The organism is Allobosea sp. ASV33 (genome assembly GCF_016428755.1).
GTDB lineage: Bacteria > Pseudomonadota > Alphaproteobacteria > Rhizobiales > Beijerinckiaceae > Allobosea.
The window spans coordinates 66,188-85,834 of the sequence record NZ_JAELTI010000003.1; the positions used below are offsets into that span (position 1 = coordinate 66,188).

Genomic DNA, 19,647 nt, shown 5'->3' on the forward strand with positions numbered 1-19,647 from the left:
CGAAACGAAAACAAACGAAGGGAGCTGCCGAATAGCCCAAGGACATTAGACTGGTGGCTGCTAATTCGTGCCGAACCACCGCGCCAAATGATGACGCTTTCTATGGCCCTATGGCCTCGAACTCAACGTCGACGAAGCCCACGCCGGTGAGCATGCGTTCGCAATCCGTTCGCTGGGGCTGCGGCAGTTCGATCCAATCCTCCTCAAACTTGCTGTATTTTGGCAGCGCTGTCGCCGTGAGACCCGCGGCGGCGAACCGCTTCGAGTACCTTTGTGCATTGGCTACCCGCTGGCCAAGTTCTGCAAGCAACTCGCTTCTTGGAATCGTCTCGTATCGACCGCGTTGGGTCGAAGCGACAGCCTTCGCCTTAGCCTTGGCGTTACCCACCGGTTTCGGAAGAATTGCGTCAAGGATCGCGCGCGGCTCTCCGTCCGCTCCCCAAGGCGTTGCGTTCTCGCTGCCGTGATGGCCAATCTTCAGAAAATCGAATGGCGCCTTGAGCTCTTCCTTCCGGGCATGCCACATAACGTTCCAGGAGCTGTTTGCTTTGCCGTCCCTGAAGGCGCTATCCCATTCCGCGTCGCCGACAAATAACAAGCGCCGCCCACCCCATTCGAGAAGTAGCACCACGCTGGTGTTGTTGGTCACCTTGCTGGACAAGGCGGCGAACGCCAGAGCGCTAGAGAGCATCCGCTGCTTCAAGCGGGTGAAGTCGGCGCTCCCAATGTTGGTCGGTATCGCCGATTTGGACCTGACCGACGCCGAGGCGCCAGGCCCCATTAGGGTGATAGAGTCGGACAGCGCGTTTACAGCTGCCCCGCCGGATTTGCCGAGATAGTAACCGTCAATGTCATTCTCTGGGCCCAGAACGGAGAGCTTGGCTCCCTTGAGCGGAAGCTCGAAGTCCTCGTGAGTCTTGCCCGCAAAAACGTACTGAGGCTTGATGCCGTTGGCTTCTGGCAGATCTTTGCGTAGCGCTTTGACTGCTCCCTCGTTGTCGATCCCAAATAGCTCGGTCAACGAGGCGAGCTCGGGCCCCAGTTCGGCCCGACTTTCGACGAGCCTCTGAACGGCATCTACCGCGAAGGCTTGCAGTTTTTGCGCTCCCTTCGCCTGTTCGTGGTTGGGGTTCATCGCGGCGCTCATCCAGATCGCGCCGATCTGGAATTTCTCAAACAAGACCGGATCGCACCCGGCCATATGGTCCTTGTGCTCGTGGGTCACGACCAGCAAGTCGAGGCGCTTCTTGTCTCCGCCGGCCGATGGTAACTGCGTGGCGATATCGGCCAGAGCGGTCTCCAGGAACGGTATCCCACTCCAGGAACCGCAATCGATAAGCATGTGAAATGGAGCCGGCACGCCGTCCACAACGGCGCCGTCTGGAATCCGGCACAGGATGCAATCGCCCAGACCGACGTCGTAAACCCGAATTAAGAGCTTAGATGCCAACGCCTGCCCTCCATTTCGCTTTCGTGGCCGTGGCCGCTCGATAGGTGGGGGGTCAACTCGAACCGTAGCGACCCGCCGACGTCGACCGCAGTGAGCTGGGGGATGCTTCCCGCGAGCAATCCAACATTCCCACCGATGGCGTCGCCGACGCTCCCCGCCTGGATCCGTCGTGCCAGCGTGTCGAGGTAGAGATCCTTGCGAGCCGTCCCGAGCGTCATTTCTTGCGCGACTGCTGCTCGCGTTCCTTCCAGAGCCAGAGTGCCAGGCTTCCGGGCCCAGTGAATAAAGTTCCCACTCGGGTCGAGGACCAGTGTGGCACCACACAGCATCCCGGTTGTCTTGCCTTCGTACTGACCGAAGCGCGATCCTGCGAGCGTCAGCTCCTCGCGCCACACATACTGGATAATGAACTGCCTGGGCAGCTTTTGGCCGGTATTGTTCAGCTTTTGAGAGCTGAAGACATCCGCAAGGACCAGGTCGACGTTCCTTGGAATTAAAAGATCGGCTCGATTGTCGTCTAGGAAGCGATAGGCGGCGGCGCGCGAACTGGCGAGATCGCCGACATCGTACGGTACGGTTAGCGAAGTGCGCGCGAATACCGGCTCGGGCGTGAGAAGGCGTTCCCTCTCGGACAGGTCAAGGATACCTCGGTCGACGAAAACGTCGATCAGCATCCCGCGATAGTTGTCGGGATCGGTCGGGTTGGCGACGAATTCAGCCCGCAGCATCGCCTGCGCATAGTCCCAGAACGTCACTTCGACCGGGGGCAGCAGGTCAAGCGCTTGAATGACCATCGTCTGGATTCGTTGGACCGTGAACCAGAGCGCGCGTGCAACGCTCGTCGACTTATTTCGGGTGCGATACTGAACCGACAACTTGAGGAGAAAGCCGAAGATCGCGCCGGTGAGAACCTGAGACGTCCTGTGCGGCTCGAAGCTGCCCTTGACGTCGCGCATCTTCAGCTCGTTTTTCGCACTGCGCAGGTAGTCTTCGCCTTTCACCGCCTCGCCAAACTCATGCGCGATGCCTGAAAGGAGCGCATCGCCATCGAGCTTGCCGCCGGTTCGCTTGGCGAGATCCTCCCGAAATTTGTTGTTTCGGAACACCATCAAGAGCGCGGTGATGTCGCCGACGAACTCATGGAACGCAGCCGTCTCAGGAGTAACTGCTTCAAGATAATAGGGGCGGATGCCATCGAGAATCGCATGCGCCAGTTCGTGGTTGACGATGTCACTGGACAAGCATGTATATATGCGCTTTTTGTCCTCAGTATCAAAGTAATAGAATTGTAGTGATTTGCTTTTCCTATCGTAATAGGCGTTCTCTCCGTAGCCCGCTTGCGGCACGACGATGAGCCGGGAGCCTTCGAAGCCCCAGAGAATGCGGCGTCCTAGGCCAGCCCCGCTTTCGAAATGATCGAGAGTTGCCTGCAGAACCGCCCAAGCGCTCACTTGACGGAAATGGCTCGACGATTTTGCCAATTCCTTGCCGTTCGGAGCGACGTAGGCGCACTGCCTTGTGTTCCATTTCGCCGGCGGCTGAAGCGCATCCAGAGAAGCGTCGTAGTCGACTACGGCGAAGCGGGCGCTCGTCGGACCATCGGCCAAGCCAGGTTCCCAGGGGGTGTAGAAATCGTTGTCGATGCCCACTCCGGGAAAATTCTGGGCGACCAGCGGATCTTTAAAGTAAACGGGTACCCTCAGTCGGAGGCCCAGATCCTTTTGAGCTTCGAGACCGAGAAGGTTGCGTACTGAGTAGAGCCTTCTTCGCTGCTCAATTGGCAACGGCTTTACGGCTGGCGAGGATGGTCGTCTTGTTGCCACCGAGAAGCGCTCCCGAGTTCGCGACTGGCGACGCGAACGCGCTTTGCCAAACAAGTCGGCGCGCTTCCTTGCCCCCTTTTCTAAATATGGCTGCGGGGAGCCCGGATTTCAACCTTTTCGTGCAAAGCCTCCTCGCGATGTGCATACTTAAACTACATGTCAGAAGCGATTAAGTCGGGAATTTCTGCCCATTCACTCGCGTCTTCCGAAATAGGCGATCCGCACTGACGAGCTATGCTCGTGTGACGCTGGTGCAAGGAGATCGTCGTACCAGCGAATACAAGGATTGGGCGCCGTGGCTGGGGCGCTTTGTTCGCTGGTCACCAAATTTGATGATGAACTGACGGACGATCCGCTATCTTATCGAGACCGCCAGCGTCAGTCTTTCTGGCCGCCGTGGCCAAGGCAGAATATCTAGGCATTGCCGAATTCAGCCTGGTCAAAGGGCACAGAGTTGACCATCGCCGTTCCGCCAGGGGCCGATGCGATTTTTGGATGTCCGCCACCCGAAACAACTACGGGCTTGAGTTCAAACAGGTCGCACGTGCGCGCATCACTCGGTCGGTCTGGCTGCATGCTATGGAAGAAGCTGCAGAGTGCGCGCGCTGTCTCAGGGCGTAGGAGGCTGATTTTCGCGTCGGCAGCTTGCTAGTCTCGCCGTGGCACCATGATCGTGACAAAATGCATGATGCCCGTAAGTTGTTGTGCGAACTGCGCTCACCAAGGCTCGACCTCAACGGCGGTCGGCAGATTGACCGGAATATATCCGCCGGCAGCTATTCGATCGAAAACGCCTTGATGGACCCTGGGCCGCGGGCTTGTCCGGGTAAGGGCTCTGGGTTCAGCGAGCGGCAGATAAAGCGGCCAAATGGGCTTTCGAGTTTCCGCGAAATCCCTGGCCTTAGGGATGTACTCGAAGAACCCGTGACCAGGCATTGAGTCGTGCAGATCGCCATTGAATGACGGCTTTACGAACCGCCCGTTATCGTCAGCTCTCTCTCCCCGGACAAAGCGATCGATCCTGCGATGGCTGAGCCGAAGACCATGCGCCTGTGCTTCTTGAATCATCCAGAGAAGCGGCACCTTGGCCAGGCTGGACTTCGCTTCAGGGTAGCCGCCTCCGATATCGGCATGCACCCCAGCAAACCAAACCTGCTTAACGTCCTGAGGCTCTTCGATTTCGGGCCTGAAGGGGTTGGGGACGAAAGGCTGCGGTTCGGTCCAGCGGTTGAGACGAAATAGAGCGCGCCGTTCATCGATCGCCGCCGCATGCCGAACGACCCTAACGCTTTTGTTCTTTCGCGTGCAGGGCAGGGTAGCAAGCCCGGGAAACGGCCCGTTACGTTCAGGCAGGATCAAACTGGATACGGTATCGAACAAGCCAAGGAACCAGATGCTCACCCTTCGCGCGCCAGCGATCCGAGCGAAGCCGTATACCCGGTCAAAATCCGCCTTGTCGGCCTCTCCGTCTCGTTCCGATATGGCTTTGAGATAGCTCAGTGCATATCCGGAGAGTTCGATCTGGTCCTTGGGCAGCACTCCGACCATGTGCAGAAGCGCAGCCACAATGCGAACCGTGTAAGCTCCTCGGCTGAAGCCGAAGAGCCAAATGCGATCGCCGTCCTGATAGTTCGCGCAGATAAATCTGTAGATCGCGAGGATGTCTCGATCGATAGCGTAGCCTGTGGCTTGCTCAAAAAGTGCCTTGACGCTGCGGGCGCGCTGCGACCACCACATGTCGCCGCCGATCGTGCCTACGCCAGAGTTATAGAAGACCTGCTGCGTGGCGTCGCGATCAAGGCATCTGAATAACCTCGCGATATTGGTCAGGTCGTCGCCTAAGTGGTTCCTTGTTCCGTCACATAGTGCCACGAGATTGCGAGGCTTCGCTTCCGCAGACAGATCGATCATTCGATGCGCCCCCTAAACCCGAACAAGGTCAATCATTACTTGGAGAGTTTCAACTGCTCCGCTGCGTCGTCGATGGAATTTGTACAGAAATTTACGTGTGTGCTTAAAGCGAGGGGTGTGATCCGGTTCATATTCTAGGCTCTGCGGTGAGGCGCCGCTCGATCTCGTCGTAAATCTCCCAGGCCTTTTGCCTGTGTTCGCAAGTTTCACGTAGCCGCGCGCAGCCGTGAATTGCCGTCACGAGCTAATATGGGAGCGCCCTCCAAAGAACTGTTGAAATGCCACGATCCACTGCAGCACGGCGACTTCATGCCTTGTCGCCTGGATTCAATCGGCATAGTCGATTTGAGCGGCGGTCTGCTCGTGCTTGGAATCAATGGACCGTCCCGATCCAGGAGAGAGCTATGGCTGAAGCTAACGAGAATCTGATCGGCTTAGTAGCCGACATCGTGTCCGCCTATGTCTCGAACAATAGCGTGCCGGCAGCTGAGCTTCCGGCTTTAATTGCTACCACCCATGTCGCAATTTCAAGGTTGGGGTCGGAACCGGCTCCCGTGGTCGAGGAGAAGCCCGCACCGGCCGTCTCGATAAAGAAGTCCATCACAGCTGACTTCCTCATTTGCCTTGAAGACGGCAAAAAATTCAAATCGCTTAAGCGGCATCTGCGCACAGCCTACAACATAACGCCGGAAGAGTACCGGGCGCGCTGGGGGTTGCCTGCCGACTATCCGATGGTTGCACCTGCATATGCCGAGGCTCGCTCCACCCTTGCCAAGAAGATGGGCCTGGGTCAGCAGCGCCGCAAGAGCCCGGCGCGCACCCGGAAATCTGGTTGAGAAGGCCTCCTCCGACATCGGGAGAACATTAATGACCAAGAACGAGCTGATTGCCGCGGTGGCAGAACAGTCAAGTAAGTCCAAGGCCGACGTGACTGTGGTTTTGACCTCGCTCGCCGGTACAATTTCAAAGACGCTCGCGTCGGGCGGTGACGTTAGTTTGGGGGGCGTCGGCAAGCTGTCGTCTGCGAAGCGTAATGCACGTCAGGCTCGGAACCCTTCGACGGGGGCTATGATCGACGTTCCGGCGAAGACCGTCGTGAAGTTCAAGGTCGCGAAGGACCTCGCCGACGCCCTCGCATAAGACGTGAGGTGTCGAATGATCGGGCGGCGATCGACACCTCAACAATTTATCGTTGCCCGGATAAGCCGGAGCAGGGCGAGGCATGGGGGAGGAACTGGATCCGGGCCGCATCGGCCGCATGGGCGAGGCGACTTTTCAGCTGCAGTCCGAACAAGCCGGCCTGATACGCAACAAGAGCCCCATCGACCAGATGGACTGGTGGAGCCGTCTACGCTCGGTTTCCACAGGCCGCCCCTGTGAAGGCGAGCACGGATCACCTGTCGGACGTCGAAGAGCCTCAAGGCAGGGGAACCCTAGGAGTAGATTTTCCCTATGGCTAGGCTCTTACCCATCCGAGCGCTTCGGGAACATTTTCAAAAGCGGCCCGAATAACCGGATCCAGAACCACCTGTCGCTTCATTTCCTCGAAGATGCTGGGGTGGTACTGGTTTAGCAGATCCTCTCGCCGACGGTCGAGCTCACCAGCATCTGCGCCGCCATCTCGTCGGAGCGCGTAAACTACCAGGCGGTCTTGGTAGCTCTGGAAGTGAGTTTTGCGGGCCTTTAGGAGATACCCTCGATTGAGATCCAGGACCTCGATCGTCGTCTCGGCCCTCTCGTGCGCCAACGCTTCGATCCCGATTCTCGGTAGAAACCGGAAGGTCCCTGCCAGATCGAGCTCCAGATAATCGAGAGGATCCTCGACCCTAGGGTCAATCAAAAGCGAAGTTCCAGCTGGCGGGGGCAACACGGGAGTATTGGGCTTGCGAGCGCCATCAACGATCTGGCCGCTGGCAAGTTTCAATGGAAAGGAATTGTTCTTGCCTCGATTGCAGTAGCCGCAAGCGTAGAGGTAGTTGGCCCAGTCAAATGTACGTTCTGGGTATAGCGATTTTGGCGCGATGTGTTCGACCTCGTCCGCAGCGCTGTCCTCGCAATATCCGCATCGCACGGCGCCGCAGCACATCGAGGATAGAACGTCTCGAATATGTGCGAAGGTGGGATTGTCTTTTCGGTTACGCCGAGTGAAGGATAGCTTCGCAGCCTTCACTCGACGCTCGTACTCCGGGTCAGAGTCAACCTCGTCCTGCCAGCCGCGCAGCACGGCGCGCGCTGCGTCGCTAATCCCTGCGTCCGATATATGCATCATAATTGAACGCCCGCGGCCTGTGCCGGGAAGATGGCTCGAAGCTCATCAAATTGACGACGCTGGTTGGGATCTAGCTCGCCCCGAAGCGACAGCCGGTTCAGTGTAGCGAGTTCGTCGAGCATGGCGGCTGCTTCGTCAGATTGCTCTACACTCCGTCCGAACACTTCGGTCCCAACTGCTTCGACGAGGTCGCCATAGACCAGTCTCTTCAGGCGCTGGCCGGTAACAGCCTCAAGTCTACAGCCTCCCTCATCATCGGGAATAAGCTGCCAAACGGAGCCCGATAGCTGCCCATCAGTGATCAGCGACCTGCATACAATAGGGCTGTGGCTGGTCACGATGAACTGGATGCGTGGAAAGCTTGCTCGGAGCCAATCCCCGATTTGCTCCTGCCAATCCGGATGCAAATGGGCCTCGACCTCGTCTATGATCACCACACCTGGGAGCTGCACCGTCCCGTTGTCATCCAGGAATTTTTCGAATTGGCGTGGCCCGAACAGGATGAGCTGCAAGCGTAGAATCTCCAAAGCGATCGAGATTGCAGCCCGATACCCGTCACTCAACTGAGAAAGCGACAGCTCGTTTCCGAACCCGTCGACAGCGAGGATAGCATCATGCGTAATCCGATCGATTCGGGCCGGGTGCAGGAGACGCGAGCTGTTGAGAAAGCGTATGATGCGCTTACTCAGCGTATCTACAACCACGTCGACGTCGAAAACGCCTCGGTCGACAGTCTCGGTCAACGCAGTGGTCTTGATATCGACGACTCTGACCACTCCCCAGGTCATGTCGGCGTTAGCTTGCTCCTCGAAATTCGCAAGTGCCTCGACGATTCGCTTGGCCACTTCGGGACGTCCGACTTCGTCGCTACCCATGATGGCGATCGCGTCGCCGAGGGCGCCTTGAGTGCCGGATAAAAAACGTTCGCAGCTGCGGATGAGCTGCTTTTCAGCTTCGAGCTCCTCAATATGCATTTTCTGCAGCCACGACGACGCGGCTGTTAAGGCGACGCCCTCATTAAGCGCAGACAGATGGGCGCCGAGCCGGGGTCGCTTTTCGAACAGTTCTACGTAGGAGGGGTCCCCGCCCGACAATCGCCGGAACGCACCGAATGCTACGCTGAACCAGCCCTTGGTTTGTTCCCAGGGGAATTTGGTGCCTGGAGCGCCCGACCTAATATCGACTTGAGTGAGAGAATGGCTTTTGCTGGCAAATTCGACTGACCATTCATGTTCCGGACCGACGGTAAAAGGCCGCGTCTGATCCTGGTCATCGATCTGAGTTTCCACGACTCTGAGGTTCAATCGATGCCGTTCAGAGTCCGCCCGGAGCCATCGGGACAAGTCTTCACGGCTAGCGTCGATATTGCGTTCGCCAATCAGCCCAAGCGCAAGGGCTCGTACGACAGTTGATTTGCCCGAGCCGTTGGGACCGACGATGACGTGCCAGCCCGCCTCACACCCCTCTGGAAATTCCAGAGAGGCGTCTTTGAGGGAGCGCAAGCCTTGGATTGATAGCGAGCGAATGTACATGTGCCGTTATACGGCCGTTCAGAACGTCAGCTGCCGATAGCGAATTCACGCGCTCGCTGAACGCGTCCTTCCTCGTCTTCCTTCCAAGCTCCGACAAGGAATCCATCGTTGCGCGCCTTCATGGCTTTGAAGACATAGTTCAAGCCTTCGCGTACGACGTCGGTCTTTGTGCGTCCCAGCCGCTGCGCGGCAGACTCCAGCTCTTGAGCAAGAGGCCCCGTCAAATCGACGGTCATTCGCACACGAAAGGTTTCGGGCTGATCCGCTGCCGGAACCACGTCGATTGGCTCGTGGGATTTTGCGAATTTTGCCATGGAATTCTCTCCGTTCATGCACTCTATTATCCGCCCATTTTCCGCCAAGGGCCAGTCCCCATCCACAGCCTAGTTTGACCATGGCTCGCCAAGCATCGAGCGCGGGGGGTACCCGATAAAGCTCTCTTCCAGGCATGGAGTTCCTCCCGAAAACGAAAAATCCGACCCGTCGAGGCAGGGCGGATTGTCGAGTGACGCGTGTGGCGCCCTGCAGGATAAATACTCCCATCCATGAAACATGCAATATCTTTCATATTAAATTTCCGTAAATTCTATGCCATAGTCACGCCGTTGGTGTTAGTGCCCGATTCGCGGGAGATGTGGCGATGCGTAGGTCCGGGTGGAGGAAGTCGGTCGGCGTCTCGTTAAATGCGAGCAACTGCATTCGATCGGCGCGTGAAAGCGACATGTTCCCGTCCGCCGACTGGGATCGGCTGCTGCGGATCTGCGAGACCGGTGCGACCCTTCAATCCCAGCGCCGAAGCGGGAGTCACGCGGGTGGGCGGGTGAGCGCTCGCCCTTTTCTGGGGTCTCTGGTCGCTTGGCTGAGTCGCGGAGCTCCCGGAACTTTTGAATTGAAGGTTGGACGGCTTACGGCAAAGCTCAGCGCGGGTAAGCGCAAGCTTATCATCATCCAGGGCGTTGCGATTGCCAAACGCCAAGTGCCGATGCGTGGCCGGGAACTTCTCAAAATTCCGATCGTGCTTCAGGACAACGCGGCCGAAACAAGGGGCGTCACTATGGTGGCCGACATCCCGATCTCGCAAGACGCGCAGCAGAGCATCTCACAAATGACCTGCCCGCGCGAACGCCATGTCACAACGCTTCTGCTCTCCCGAATCTGCCTTGCGATTGCTGCGGCCGGCTGCTGCCTCGGCGGGTCTGATCTGCGCATCACCGACCCCTTCGTGTCGAACCTGGCTGGCTACATCTTTGAAGCCATGGATGAAGCCGCCGTCATGCCGATCAGCATTTCCTACGGCGGAATCGAAATCACCTTTGAAATGGGCGCTAATTCCGATTTTCCGCTGAGCGTGATTTCGGTGACCCGCGCCTGACGCGACGCGGCCGGAATTTTCTGGGATGGGAGACTGCTGAGTTCTTCGCACGGCTGCCATTATTGAGTGCGTCTAACGAGAAACTCGTTACTTCACGGTAGCCACCGGGAACTTCCAGCTCCCGTTCAGGATCTCGGCCTTTGGCCGATAGCGCCTGACCAGATAGTTCCAGCCCTTGGTGATCGGCAGGCAGTTGGGTACCTCGCCGTCGCAGCCTCCGAACTGGATGGCGACCGAGCCGTCGGCGGCCTTCCTCGCGGTGATGTCGTTGATCGAATAGGCGTTCAGCCTGTTCGGCGCGAAATAGCCGGCGCCAATGTAGATGCTGACCGACCAGAAGCTGTCGACCGGTACGTTGCCCGGCACCAGCAGCCGGTAGACGGTCTTGCCGTCGTTCTGCTGCGGGAAGACGTTGAGATAGGTCGCATCCTTCTCCGGGTTGCCGCCCCAGACGGAGGCCGCCCCGAGCAGGAAGCGGATTGGATCGACCTCGCCGCGGGCGCCGAACATGCGGTTCCGGTGCACTGCCGGCGGCGCGGTCGAGGTACCGTCGGCGCCGCCCGCTGGGGCACGTACAGATCGTGGGTCGCACTGTCACCTATCTACCCATCTCGAAAGTGCGCTTTTGGCTAGACCGAGCAAGAGACCAAGCGCTTAAAATCTAATGCCGATGCGACAGCCTAAGCCGTAGCAGTCTCTCTGCGCTTCGCACCCGGCGACCTCGCCATCCAAGAGGCGGCTCGAAATGCGTTCGGTCTTGCGGCTCGCCCGAGTGCAGCTGAGCTCAAGGTGATGGCGGAGAGTTGGAGGCCATGCGTGGAGTCGCAGCACGCCTGCTCTGGGCGGACTACGCGATTCTTAAGCGCGGGAGGGGATCGTGCCAACCGCCGGCACTTGATGATAAAAAGTAATGAATTGGTTCTCGCGCCGGGCCGAGCCATTTGCGTCGGCTTGCTTGGGTGCATTCGGCGGTACTGCATCGCTTACGGCACTGCAGCGGCTCGCGGGGGTCCATTTCCCAGCTCCGTGCGACGGCAAAAATCACGCCCACCCCGCGCTCGAAAAGCATCTCAGCCCGGGCGTCGCTCGCGGTGACCGCCAATACGAGCCGCCTCTGCGCAGGCTGGTTTGATCAATTCAGAGCGATAATTGAATTGACTTCAATGGCTTAGGCATCTGCTTCATGTTCTCTGTATTTTTTCCTCAGACCGCCGTTTTTGGACTGTTATCGGTCGATAACAGTCGGCCCCACGCCCTCAATTTCAAATCATCGGTGAAAGATGAAGCAGATAGCGCCCGTCTGGCGGTGTCTTGCGCGGATGATGCGCGATAAATTCGTGGCGCAACACAGTGAGTCGAAACGCCCAATTGAGAATTGATGATTTTTTCTCATGTATTATGTTCTGGACGAGATTGTTGTTGTCCCTTGAGCTGAGGAGACGCCATGCGCGACTTTTACGGGGATCCCAAGGCGGGTAACCGGCTAAGGCGCTCGCGCATCGCGAGGGGCTTCGTTTCGGCGGGCGCCGCAGCTTCGGCTTTCGGCTGGTCGGCGCCCGTGTATATCGCCCATGAAGCGGGAAGTCGCGCTTGGTCCATTGAGCAAATAAAAAAATACGCCGAGGCATTCGACGTGCCTGCAGAGTGGCTAGGGCAGGGGCTTTACCCGGCGGACGAGCGGCAGCTGGATCGAGTTCGTGTGATTGGGGAGGCGCCGGTCGCAGAGATCACGGAGCGCCTGGCTCAGCTCGCAAGCGGCCGTCCATACGTGCCGCAATGGCGACGGCTCGTTGCTGCGCGGGCTGCCAGGGGCTTCAGGAACGCTGGCCGCGCAGCAGCATTCTTCGGCTGGAATAACTCGACCTACGCGGGTCACGAGAGCGGCAAGAACCGCCTGACACCAGAAACCGCAGAGCGGTATGGGCAAGCCTTCGAGGTGAGCGCGCAATGGCTCCTGGATGGGAGTGTGCCATCGGGCCTGGCCGATGGCAGAGAGCCGACGAGCGAAGTTCCGGCAACACAGGGGCCGGCCCTGGCGGACTATGGGCGTCCTTTGTCGAAGCGCCCGGCAAGGGGTCGTATCCAAGCGAGCGTTCTTGTCCCCTATCTGTCGGATATCCCAGGTCGAGGTCCGATTGTTCAGGGTCGTTTGACCTTCCCGGCTTCGTTCATGCCGAAGGAACTCGACAACACGAATTTATTCGCATTGAGGATCACGGAGGAGTTCTCACCGGCGGCTGATCTGCAGCCGAACGACGTGGTCCTCGTGTCGCCGACCCTGCTTAGCGGGCCGGTGATGGGCTACCTGTCACTGTTAGGGGGCGTGCCAGTCATTCACCACTCCACCTATCAATCCGAGCAGGAGGGCTTTGTTGGCAGCATCCTGGCTATCATCTGGAGGGCGAGCTTATCGCTTAGTTGACTGACGGCATCCGATAGCCAAATCGGCTTAGCGTTTCGGGCATATCGGTTCGAAACGTCGTGATAAGTTCCTGCCATATTCCGCATGCGATCAAGCGATTGAAGTACCGACAGTTCGTCTTAGGCGCTGTTGCGCTTGAGGGGATCCTCGCCCAGGAGACTTGGGTCGACAATTTGTAGAAGATCGCGTTGAGCGTGCCGCGACCCCAAACAGCGCGGCGCCGCAGCTTCAAGCGGTGAGCGACTCTCTCGATAACAGAGCTCGCAAGGATCCACTCTTCGTCGGTGAGCGGCTTGAACATGTGTTCTGGAACCGCTTCGGCCCAGCTGACGGAGCGCCAGACATCATCGGGGAAAACCGGGACACGATCGCGCTGTCGGTCTAAGCTGGCCCAACGCTTCCGATCATTTATCTCGGATATGTCGACGCCTTCCAGGACCTCCGGGTGTTCTTTCGCCCATACCTTGACGGCTGCATCCCAGCGTCCCGACGAGATCACCCGCGTAACGTTGCGGATAATCTCATCATGAGTTCCAAGCGGGGGCGGCAGGTGGTTCCACGTGCAGCCTGTCCTCAGTTTGATAAAGATCGTGTCGAAGGTACCTCTGGTTTCGTTCATTTTGGACGCGCGACCCCCGATCCTGTTTTCGATCGACTTGATCGCTGGCACGACAGCCTGCCACTGCGCATCGGTCAGCTTGCTCGCACCACTCGCCGCCAGGAGATGGGCTTCGTGCACTCGCGCAAGAGACCGCTTGCCGCGCTTGCCGGTGGCAACGAGTTCGAGCTTGAGGCCTTCGAGCCAGCCTGGATCGTGCGCCCCGAGTATATCGACCATGATGTCCAGCCGGCCGGAATATTCAAAGCTGATCACCGCGGAATTGAGCGATAACTGGGGGGCGAAGTAAGTCGGAACGCGCTGGGTTGGGACGCCTGTCCTCAGGCGAAAGACACAGGCATCTGCGAGCGTCCGTAGCGGGATTTTACCCTGATGGTTTGGCGCAAACGCAATACGATCCTTGATGAGGTCCCACTGCTCATCCGTCAAAGCGTAGATGCCCGATCGCGCCAACTCGCTCACCTTTTCGCATCGAGCAGGGGTCCAAAGCGTCTTCTCGAAAAGGATGAACGGAACATCGACAATAGCGTTCGGCGTGGTTTCTTGGTCATCGGAGGCAAGGAGCATCGCGTCGCAGGCAATCCAGATCCGGATGGTCGCGGCACCCTCGCGATGTCCTTCGCGGCAAATCTGCACTTTCGGAACCAGGCGCTGAAACGCCTCGAGGAAGAGATAATCGCTCTGCTGCGTCGGCTTGAAGGGCAAACGCTGCTCGAACTCCCTCAGCGTCTCCTGAAACGTCTTGAGCTCGACCTCATCCATCTTGATGCGGCTCATATCCGGAAGCGCTGTAATCATGGACCAAAGCGATGCGACGTCAGCTTCCATGCGCCGTCGATTGTCTTCGACGCGTGGTCCGCTCCAGCCATTGATGACGCCCGCCTCAAAGGCCCTGTTCGCAGCGTCGTCTTTTTCTTTGTGCTGCGCGATCAGCTGCGTGCGACGCTCATCATTCTCGGCAGCCAGCTCCACCAAGCGCGCACGGCAAGCGGACGCAAAGGTTTCGGGCTCATCGTTACCGAATACATGCTCGTAAACAGCTCTGAGAATGATCGAGCCGAAATCAGGTATGCGTGGGATGGACTTATGGCAATCGCTCTTATAGTGACGCTCCACGCATTTTAGTAACCCACCTCTACCCCAGATCAATTTGTTATTGTCCACGCCCGGGCAATCACAGGTAACAGATTTGACAATCCGCTCAGTGACGAAGGGCTTTGATTTTCGGCCCTCCACATTCAAATACGGATTCATATCGTTTGCTGTTGCGAATAATTCGTCGCTGACGATGCGATAACGTTCGTTTTGATTTTCTTGAATTTCGTCGCCGCGTATATATTCAATTTTGCCGTCTATCTCGATCTTTTTCTTGCGACGAAACGTGATAAAACCGACGTAAATCGCATTTCTCACAATCGATTTGACGGCCGAGCCGTACCAAATTTTCCCCCCACCCGGAGCCTGAACGGATCGACGGGTCAGCGATAGCGCAATCGACTCGAAGGAGGCTCCCGCGGCGACCCGTTCGAATATCTCCAGAACAATGGGTCTGGTGCTGTCGTCGATCTCGGGAAAGCCAGGCTTAATGGTCTGCTTGTAGCCATAGCTATAACCCCAAGGCAATCCGCCCCCTTCAACGAGCTGGTCCAAACCTGCCATGAGGAGCTCTGTGCGGCGCCGGGTATCTTCCTCCGCCTGCATAGCGGCGTAGACGATATCCTGTTTGGTCAGACGCGCGCGCCGTTTGGCGCAATGAAACTCGATACCGCGCTGCTCCAGAAGCTGAGCCATAGGAATGGCTTCAAAAACTTCGCGCGACCAGCGGTCGAAATTCTCGACGATAACAATCTGAAACTCATCAAGCCTGCTCAGGAGCTCCTGAAGTTTAGGCCTCTCCATGTTCGCGCCGGACCGCGCTTCATCGGAGAAACAGCTGATCTCTCCTTCACGCAGTGTCAGCGCATATTTTTCGCATCTTCCGACCTGCCGAACGGTGCTGGTTGCCTTCTGACTGTCGGTCGAAAACCGCGTATAAATTGCAATCTTCCGATGGCCTCTCGGACGTTCCGGGCGATCCTTCGCACCGCGCAACCCGAATATGCTGTATCTCCGAATTTTCTCTAGTAGCTCCTCAGATCGCGGCAACGCCGCTTGGGCGAGCCACTCATTGATGCGCTCAGGTGCATCAGTAAGGTTCATGTCACTCGCTCGCAAATGTTATCCCTAAATGTTACACGGTATTAATCGAGGAGTCCATCTCGCGTCGTTGTCCGCCGGTCGCGGACGAGGTCGTCGAAGAGTTTCTCTGCGGCGATGCGGGCGAGAGCGATTACAAGGGCCTCGCGCGCCGTTTTCGGAGGCGAAGGTTCCTGGCTCGAAGCGCGTTGGCTTATCGAGCCCTGAATTGGGTCAACGTGTATTTGTCCCCCAACGTAGATGTGTCGGGATGGCCGCCCGCTATCGCGTGAATGCATCAGGAGTCCTCGCGTTTTGGGGGGGGGCGCGCGTCTCCCGGCGGCGCCGACGTCAGAATGTGTGGGATCGGTCGAACGGTCAGGCGCCAGCTTAAAGAGGGGCTTCCGTTTCCGCGGCGAGATAGGCCTGGAGACGGGCGAGCGCACTCAATTCGCCGCTTGCGATCAGGTCGATCGGGCTCTGGCCGAAAGCGTCATTCGGCCGGCGCATCCAGGCATATCCACGCCCGATGCCAATGAACATCGACCGTAGTTGAACATGGATGTTCAGCAGCACCACGAGGCGCAGGATGAGGTCGTCGTCGACCCTGGACATGTCACCGCGCTTCCAGGTGCGATAGCGGCGCAGATCGATCGCGAGGATCCTCGCGCCCGTCTCGTCGCTGACCTGCCAGCGTTCAAAGAGCTTCGCGACCGCGCGGGTCAGTGCAGCAAGCTCTTCAGGTGTCATTGAAGAGCTTCCGCAATTCATCCCCGGATATGGCGCGACGCTCGCTCAGGGAGTCAGCGATCGCTTGAAGTCGGGTCAGGTGGGTGGACAAGATATCGCGGCAGCGGGCGTCCAATACTCGCAGTTCAGCTTCCACAACCTCACGGAAACTGCGGTCGATGAGGGCATGCCTGGCGTCCTCGATAGGAGCGCGCTGGGTGATGGCAGCGCCCAATCCGAGCGATGCGTGTATAGAGCACACCAGGTTGGTAGCAGCCTCGAGGTCGGCGCAGGCTCCAGACGAGCTTTCGCCCAGCAACAGCGCTTCAGCCGCGCGCCCGGCCAAGAGAATGGCAACCTGTTCCTCGATGCGCGCGCGGGTCCCGATGTTGCCGATCGCTTCGGCCAGAACGCCGCCGCCGCGTTTGCCGACTGAGACAGTTGAGGCATGCTCGACGCGGCGCCCGAGCGCCATGGCCACAACCGCGTGGCCTGCCTCATGGGTGGCTATACGGCGGAGGGTCTCATCATCATCACCTTCGCCGAGGAACTGGGTAGCAACGTCATCGAAAGTCAGTTCGCGTCCGGCGCGGCGCGCTTCAGCGACGGCACTTTTGGTTCGGAAAGCGACATCTGCGCCGGTTGCGCCACATGCCAGATCCGCCAGCGATGCAAGCTGCGCGGCTGAGAGGCGGTCGCCGATATAGTGATGGAAGACACCAACGAGCTCGCTGACAGAGGGCGGCGTAATCTCGAAATGCAGCTCGATGCGGCCCGGTCGCGTGATTGCGGGATCAAGGCGGCTATAGAGGTTTGTCGCTGCGACGATGATGACGCCTTTGCGCTCGTCATCGAGCAGTTTCAGAAAGCGCGTGACGACCACGTGAAAGTAGCCATCGTTATGGTCGCCACGGTGCGCGGTGCGGCTGGGGAGGGCGTCGATCTCGTCGAGGAAGAGCACGCAGGGCGCTTTTGCCCGAGCCTCGCTGAACGCCTGATCGAGAGCCTTTACGACGGAGTTGAGATATCCGTCGGTTGTCGCGAACAGTTTCCCGACTGAGGTGGAGACGATCGGTATCTTGCACTGTCGCGCAAGCGCAGAGGCGAAGAGCGTCTTGCCGGTCCCGGGTTCGCCATGCAGCAGCGCGGCGCTGCTGAGTTCCGCCCAGCCCAATTCACCCGCGCGATAGGCCTGGATGTCGCGAGCCAGTGTAAGGCCCCATTCCTTGGCCGCGCCGTAGCCGGCCAGATCCGACAGAGATGGTCCATCCGCAAGGCTGGGAGAACTGGAGAGGCGCTGGTCGAGCGCATATAAGCGTGCGACAGCGCGGCCGGCGAATTCCGAGGGCCTGATGGCGGCGAGAAGGGCGCTAGCAGGGGCGGTCGCGCCGATGGCTGTCGGGAGTTTTCCGATGCGAACATTGCCGTAGACGGCGCGAAGGGTAGCGGCGATCTGGGAGTTAGCCGGATGGGGGATCTTGAACCGGTAATCGGCGCAAGCGAGTACCGAGGGAGATGCCTGGGCCTCGGCGTCCATCACAATCAGAACGAAGGATTGCCCAACTTCCATGGCGGCGCGCAGCGAGCTGTCCTGGAAGGCATTGTTGGTATCGCCTGACTTCTTCTCGACGGCGATGAAGTTGGCCGGACGGAGGCGCACCCGGGCTGCCTGGTGGATCATGTCGAACCAATCGCGTGAGGGCGGTTCGATGATGGCGATGAAACTGCGCCGACGGTGAACGTCCTTGATCAGCATCCGTGGCATCGCGTCGTCCAGCATCAACAACGGCAGGTGCGCGCTGGCGCGGACGGCGATCTCCTTGTCGTCTTCGATGAGAAGCTCGTCGGGGAGCTGGGCGTCGGTGGTCATCATATGGCCTTTGCGAGCGACACGACTGTGATGGCCTGAAGGCAGGGGCGAGGGCGCCTTGAAGGTGTCTAAGACGATGGTCGAGAACGATCCCAAGGCGAAATCGTCGACTCTGTTTGGCCGGGTAGCGGGTAGCGCTACCGGCTCTCTGCTACCATTGTTCGCGTATTGCGCCGGAGGCGGTTTGCGCGTCGTTGGAGCTCAACCAGGCGATCGGGGCGCAGGGGGAGAATGATCCCAGGCGCACGGGGCTATTGAGTGTGAGGGGCGTCGACGCATCGAAGTGCAACGTGCCGTTTGAGACGAGCTTAAGGGCAGCGTCGCAGCTATCTGAGCTTGCTTCGCAGCGTCGGGCGCACTCGATCAGCGGTGCCTGACCTGCTCCCTCGAGGAAGTCGATGACGCGGGCTTCATCGTGCGGGTGGACTTCCGATCTGGCGCAGCGTGCAACTTGCTGTGCATTTGACCAGTGTGGTTCAGCCTGGAGAGCTTCACTTGTGGTCGAGAACAGCCAGATGTTGCGGCCTGCGAGGATGCGATCGGCCTCGCACCAGGCATCGCGGAGGTGTCGGGTGCTGGCGAAATCGTGGTTCTTGACGGCGATGACAAAGACCCCGGCCTCGTGACGCAGCAGATAGGCTGACATGTGACGGAAGGCATCGGCTTTACGTGCCGGCAGGATTGTATGGAAATCGAACGGGGCGCACGAAAGAGCTCTGGGGTCGGCTTCGATATGGATGATGAGTTCCAAGCTTCCGTAATTCGGCAGGGCAAAGCAGCCGCCGGCCTTTGTTGGCTGCAATTTCATGACGCCAGTCCTCGATGCCAGAGATCCGCTGTCTCGGATCCATGTTCCAGCCTGTAAAAGCGCGAGAAGGTCCGAGCCCATTTTCGGTTGGGGTCGACGAAGAAGAGCTGCGAGGTCGTGATCAGTCTCGTGCCGAGGCGGGGATGGCCGTCTGCGAGGCCGATGAGGTTGGGCACCTGGTGCTGGCCGATCACGAAGTTGCGCATCACGACCGCCTCCCGGAGGTCTTGCGACGTTGGGCGCGTTCCGGCGACGATATCGGTGAGGTCATCGGTCAGGGCTTGGAGGAGGCGAATCCTCTCCAAAGCGTCGGCGCGCGACTGCGGGTCCTCGAACGTCATTCCTGGTCTCCAGCGGGTTTGGAAGAAGGATTGTCCGCAGCGGGAGCGTGGCTCGACCGAAGGCGGCTTTAAAAGGATTGAGCTACACCAGAATGGTGCAATCCATGACTGGATCATGAATCGTTGGCCGCTGAGCAAGGATTGAGCTCAACGCCGCGTTAACTCGGCTGCTTGCACTGTCGAGCGAAGTGGTGATCGTGGTCTCAAGGATTGGCCGGCTGATTCACACCACTGCTTGACGCAACAGGAAGCAGATGGACGGAGCTGCCTTCAAAGAGGCCTTGACGGCGCTGGGTCACACGCAAACCAGCTTTGCGCGTGAGCAG

16 protein-coding genes are annotated in these 19,647 nt (G+C 58.7%); 4 read left to right on the forward strand and 12 right to left on the reverse strand.

Going from position 1 to position 19,647, the window contains the following annotated elements; all coding sequences use genetic code 11:
• Window positions 1-100 precede the first annotated feature (100 nt).
• From JHD80_RS01650 to JHD80_RS01660, 3 genes are all read right to left on the reverse strand, one after another.
• Window positions 101-1,450 carry an MBL fold metallo-hydrolase gene (locus JHD80_RS01650; RefSeq protein WP_199084628.1) on the reverse strand — a complete coding sequence of 450 codons (1,350 nt, stop codon included), beginning with the start codon at window positions 1,448-1,450 and terminating at the stop codon, window positions 101-103.
• Window positions 1,432-3,327 carry a gluzincin family metallopeptidase gene (locus JHD80_RS01655; protein ID WP_199084629.1) on the reverse strand — a complete coding sequence of 632 codons (1,896 nt, stop codon included), beginning with the start codon at window positions 3,325-3,327 and terminating at the stop codon, window positions 1,432-1,434. The genes JHD80_RS01650 and JHD80_RS01655 overlap by 19 nt, the downstream gene beginning before the upstream one ends.
• Window positions 3,328-3,990: 663 nt before the next feature.
• Window positions 3,991-5,184, reverse strand: a complete 1,194-nt coding sequence (locus JHD80_RS01660; protein ID WP_199084630.1) for a DUF2235 domain-containing protein — start codon at window positions 5,182-5,184, stop codon at window positions 3,991-3,993.
• 404 nt (window positions 5,185-5,588) lie between these two features.
• Here JHD80_RS01660 and JHD80_RS01665 point away from each other — a divergent pair, with 404 nt between their 5' ends.
• The gene (locus JHD80_RS01665; protein ID WP_199084631.1) at window positions 5,589-6,020 is read left to right on the forward strand and encodes a Ros/MucR family transcriptional regulator; all 432 of its coding nucleotides are present in this window, start codon (window positions 5,589-5,591) and stop codon (window positions 6,018-6,020) included.
• Between the two features lie 31 nt (window positions 6,021-6,051).
• Window positions 6,052-6,324, forward strand: a complete 273-nt coding sequence (locus JHD80_RS01670; RefSeq protein WP_199084632.1) for an HU family DNA-binding protein — start codon at window positions 6,052-6,054, stop codon at window positions 6,322-6,324.
• 316 nt (window positions 6,325-6,640) lie between these two features.
• Here the strand turns inward: JHD80_RS01670 and JHD80_RS01675 are convergent, their stop codons facing one another.
• Genes JHD80_RS01675 through JHD80_RS01685 form a run of 3 tightly spaced genes read right to left on the reverse strand, consistent with a single transcriptional unit; the run spans window position 6,641 to window position 9,299 of the window.
• Window positions 6,641-7,453 carry an HNH endonuclease gene (locus tag JHD80_RS01675; RefSeq protein WP_199084633.1) on the reverse strand — a complete coding sequence of 271 codons (813 nt, stop codon included), beginning with the start codon at window positions 7,451-7,453 and terminating at the stop codon, window positions 6,641-6,643.
• Window positions 7,450-8,985 carry an AAA family ATPase gene (locus tag JHD80_RS01680; RefSeq protein WP_199084634.1) on the reverse strand — a complete coding sequence of 512 codons (1,536 nt, stop codon included), beginning with the start codon at window positions 8,983-8,985 and terminating at the stop codon, window positions 7,450-7,452. The genes JHD80_RS01675 and JHD80_RS01680 overlap by 4 nt, the downstream gene beginning before the upstream one ends.
• A 26-nt stretch (window positions 8,986-9,011) precedes the next feature.
• Window positions 9,012-9,299 (reverse strand): hypothetical protein, encoded by a 288-nt coding sequence (locus tag JHD80_RS01685; RefSeq protein ID WP_199084635.1) that lies wholly within the window; start codon window positions 9,297-9,299, stop codon window positions 9,012-9,014.
• 407 nt (window positions 9,300-9,706) lie between these two features.
• On the opposite strand from JHD80_RS01685, the gene JHD80_RS01690 reads away from it, so the two are divergent.
• Window positions 9,707-10,357 (forward strand): hypothetical protein, encoded by a 651-nt coding sequence (locus tag JHD80_RS01690; RefSeq protein WP_199084636.1) that lies wholly within the window; start codon window positions 9,707-9,709, stop codon window positions 10,355-10,357.
• An 87-nt stretch (window positions 10,358-10,444) separates the two neighbouring features.
• Here JHD80_RS01690 and JHD80_RS01695 read toward each other — a convergent pair whose 3' ends face one another.
• Window positions 10,445-10,867, reverse strand: a complete 423-nt coding sequence (locus JHD80_RS01695) for a DUF1214 domain-containing protein (RefSeq protein ID WP_199084637.1) — start codon at window positions 10,865-10,867, stop codon at window positions 10,445-10,447.
• A gap of 934 nt (window positions 10,868-11,801) precedes the next feature.
• Here JHD80_RS01695 and JHD80_RS01700 point away from each other — a divergent pair.
• Entirely contained in the window at window positions 11,802-12,779 is a 978-nt protein-coding gene (locus JHD80_RS01700) for a helix-turn-helix domain-containing protein (RefSeq protein WP_199084638.1), read from the forward strand.
• Here the strand turns inward: JHD80_RS01700 and JHD80_RS01705 are convergent.
• The 5 genes from JHD80_RS01705 to JHD80_RS01725 all read right to left on the reverse strand — a co-directional run bounded on the left by JHD80_RS01705 (window position 12,772) and on the right by JHD80_RS01725 (window position 19,321).
• On the reverse strand, window positions 12,772-15,597 hold the full coding sequence (locus tag JHD80_RS01705) for a transposase (protein WP_199084639.1): 2,826 nt from the start codon (window positions 15,595-15,597) through the stop codon (window positions 12,772-12,774). The genes JHD80_RS01700 and JHD80_RS01705 overlap by 8 nt on opposite strands.
• Window positions 15,598-15,963: 366 nt before the next feature.
• Window positions 15,964-16,323 (reverse strand): antitoxin Xre/MbcA/ParS toxin-binding domain-containing protein, encoded by a 360-nt coding sequence (locus JHD80_RS01710; RefSeq protein ID WP_199084640.1) that lies wholly within the window; start codon window positions 16,321-16,323, stop codon window positions 15,964-15,966.
• Window positions 16,313-18,172: an AAA family ATPase gene (locus JHD80_RS01715; RefSeq protein ID WP_199084641.1), complete on the reverse strand. Its 1,860-nt coding sequence runs from the start codon at window positions 18,170-18,172 to the stop codon at window positions 16,313-16,315. The genes JHD80_RS01710 and JHD80_RS01715 overlap by 11 nt, the downstream gene beginning before the upstream one ends.
• A 151-nt stretch (window positions 18,173-18,323) precedes the next feature.
• A complete protein-coding gene (locus JHD80_RS01720) occupies window positions 18,324-18,980 on the reverse strand; it encodes a hypothetical protein (protein WP_199084642.1) in 657 nt (218 codons plus the stop codon).
• Window positions 18,977-19,321, reverse strand: coding sequence for a DUF6634 family protein (locus JHD80_RS01725; RefSeq protein WP_199084643.1), 345 nt, complete (start codon window positions 19,319-19,321; stop codon window positions 18,977-18,979). Before JHD80_RS01725 ends, JHD80_RS01720 begins: the two co-directional genes overlap by 4 nt.
• Between the last annotated feature and the right edge of the window lie 326 nt (window positions 19,322-19,647).

Bases quoted from the DNA above. Each gene is read 5' to 3' on its own strand.
- JHD80_RS01690 (WP_199084636.1), top strand. From the start codon at position 9,707: ATGTTCCCGTCCGCCGACTGGGATCGGCTGCTGCGGATCTGCGAGACC.
- JHD80_RS01725 (WP_199084643.1), bottom strand. From the start codon at position 19,321: ATGACGTTCGAGGACCCGCAGTCGCGCGCCGACGCTTTGGAGAGGATT.
- JHD80_RS01710 (WP_199084640.1), bottom strand. From the start codon at position 16,323: ATGACACCTGAAGAGCTTGCTGCACTGACCCGCGCGGTCGCGAAGCTC.
- JHD80_RS01685 (WP_199084635.1), bottom strand. From the start codon at position 9,299: ATGGCAAAATTCGCAAAATCCCACGAGCCAATCGACGTGGTTCCGGCA.
- JHD80_RS01720 (WP_199084642.1), bottom strand. From the start codon at position 18,980: ATGAAATTGCAGCCAACAAAGGCCGGCGGCTGCTTTGCCCTGCCGAAT.
- JHD80_RS01700 (WP_199084638.1), top strand. From the start codon at position 11,802: ATGCGCGACTTTTACGGGGATCCCAAGGCGGGTAACCGGCTAAGGCGC.
- JHD80_RS01695 (WP_199084637.1), bottom strand. From the start codon at position 10,867: ATGTTCGGCGCCCGCGGCGAGGTCGATCCAATCCGCTTCCTGCTCGGG.
- JHD80_RS01670 (WP_199084632.1), top strand. From the start codon at position 6,052: ATGACCAAGAACGAGCTGATTGCCGCGGTGGCAGAACAGTCAAGTAAG.
- JHD80_RS01715 (WP_199084641.1), bottom strand. From the start codon at position 18,172: ATGACCACCGACGCCCAGCTCCCCGACGAGCTTCTCATCGAAGACGAC.
- JHD80_RS01675 (WP_199084633.1), bottom strand. From the start codon at position 7,453: ATGATGCATATATCGGACGCAGGGATTAGCGACGCAGCGCGCGCCGTG.
- JHD80_RS01680 (WP_199084634.1), bottom strand. From the start codon at position 8,985: ATGTACATTCGCTCGCTATCAATCCAAGGCTTGCGCTCCCTCAAAGAC.
- JHD80_RS01660 (WP_199084630.1), bottom strand. From the start codon at position 5,184: ATGATCGATCTGTCTGCGGAAGCGAAGCCTCGCAATCTCGTGGCACTA.
- JHD80_RS01705 (WP_199084639.1), bottom strand. From the start codon at position 15,597: ATGAACCTTACTGATGCACCTGAGCGCATCAATGAGTGGCTCGCCCAA.
- JHD80_RS01665 (WP_199084631.1), top strand. From the start codon at position 5,589: ATGGCTGAAGCTAACGAGAATCTGATCGGCTTAGTAGCCGACATCGTG.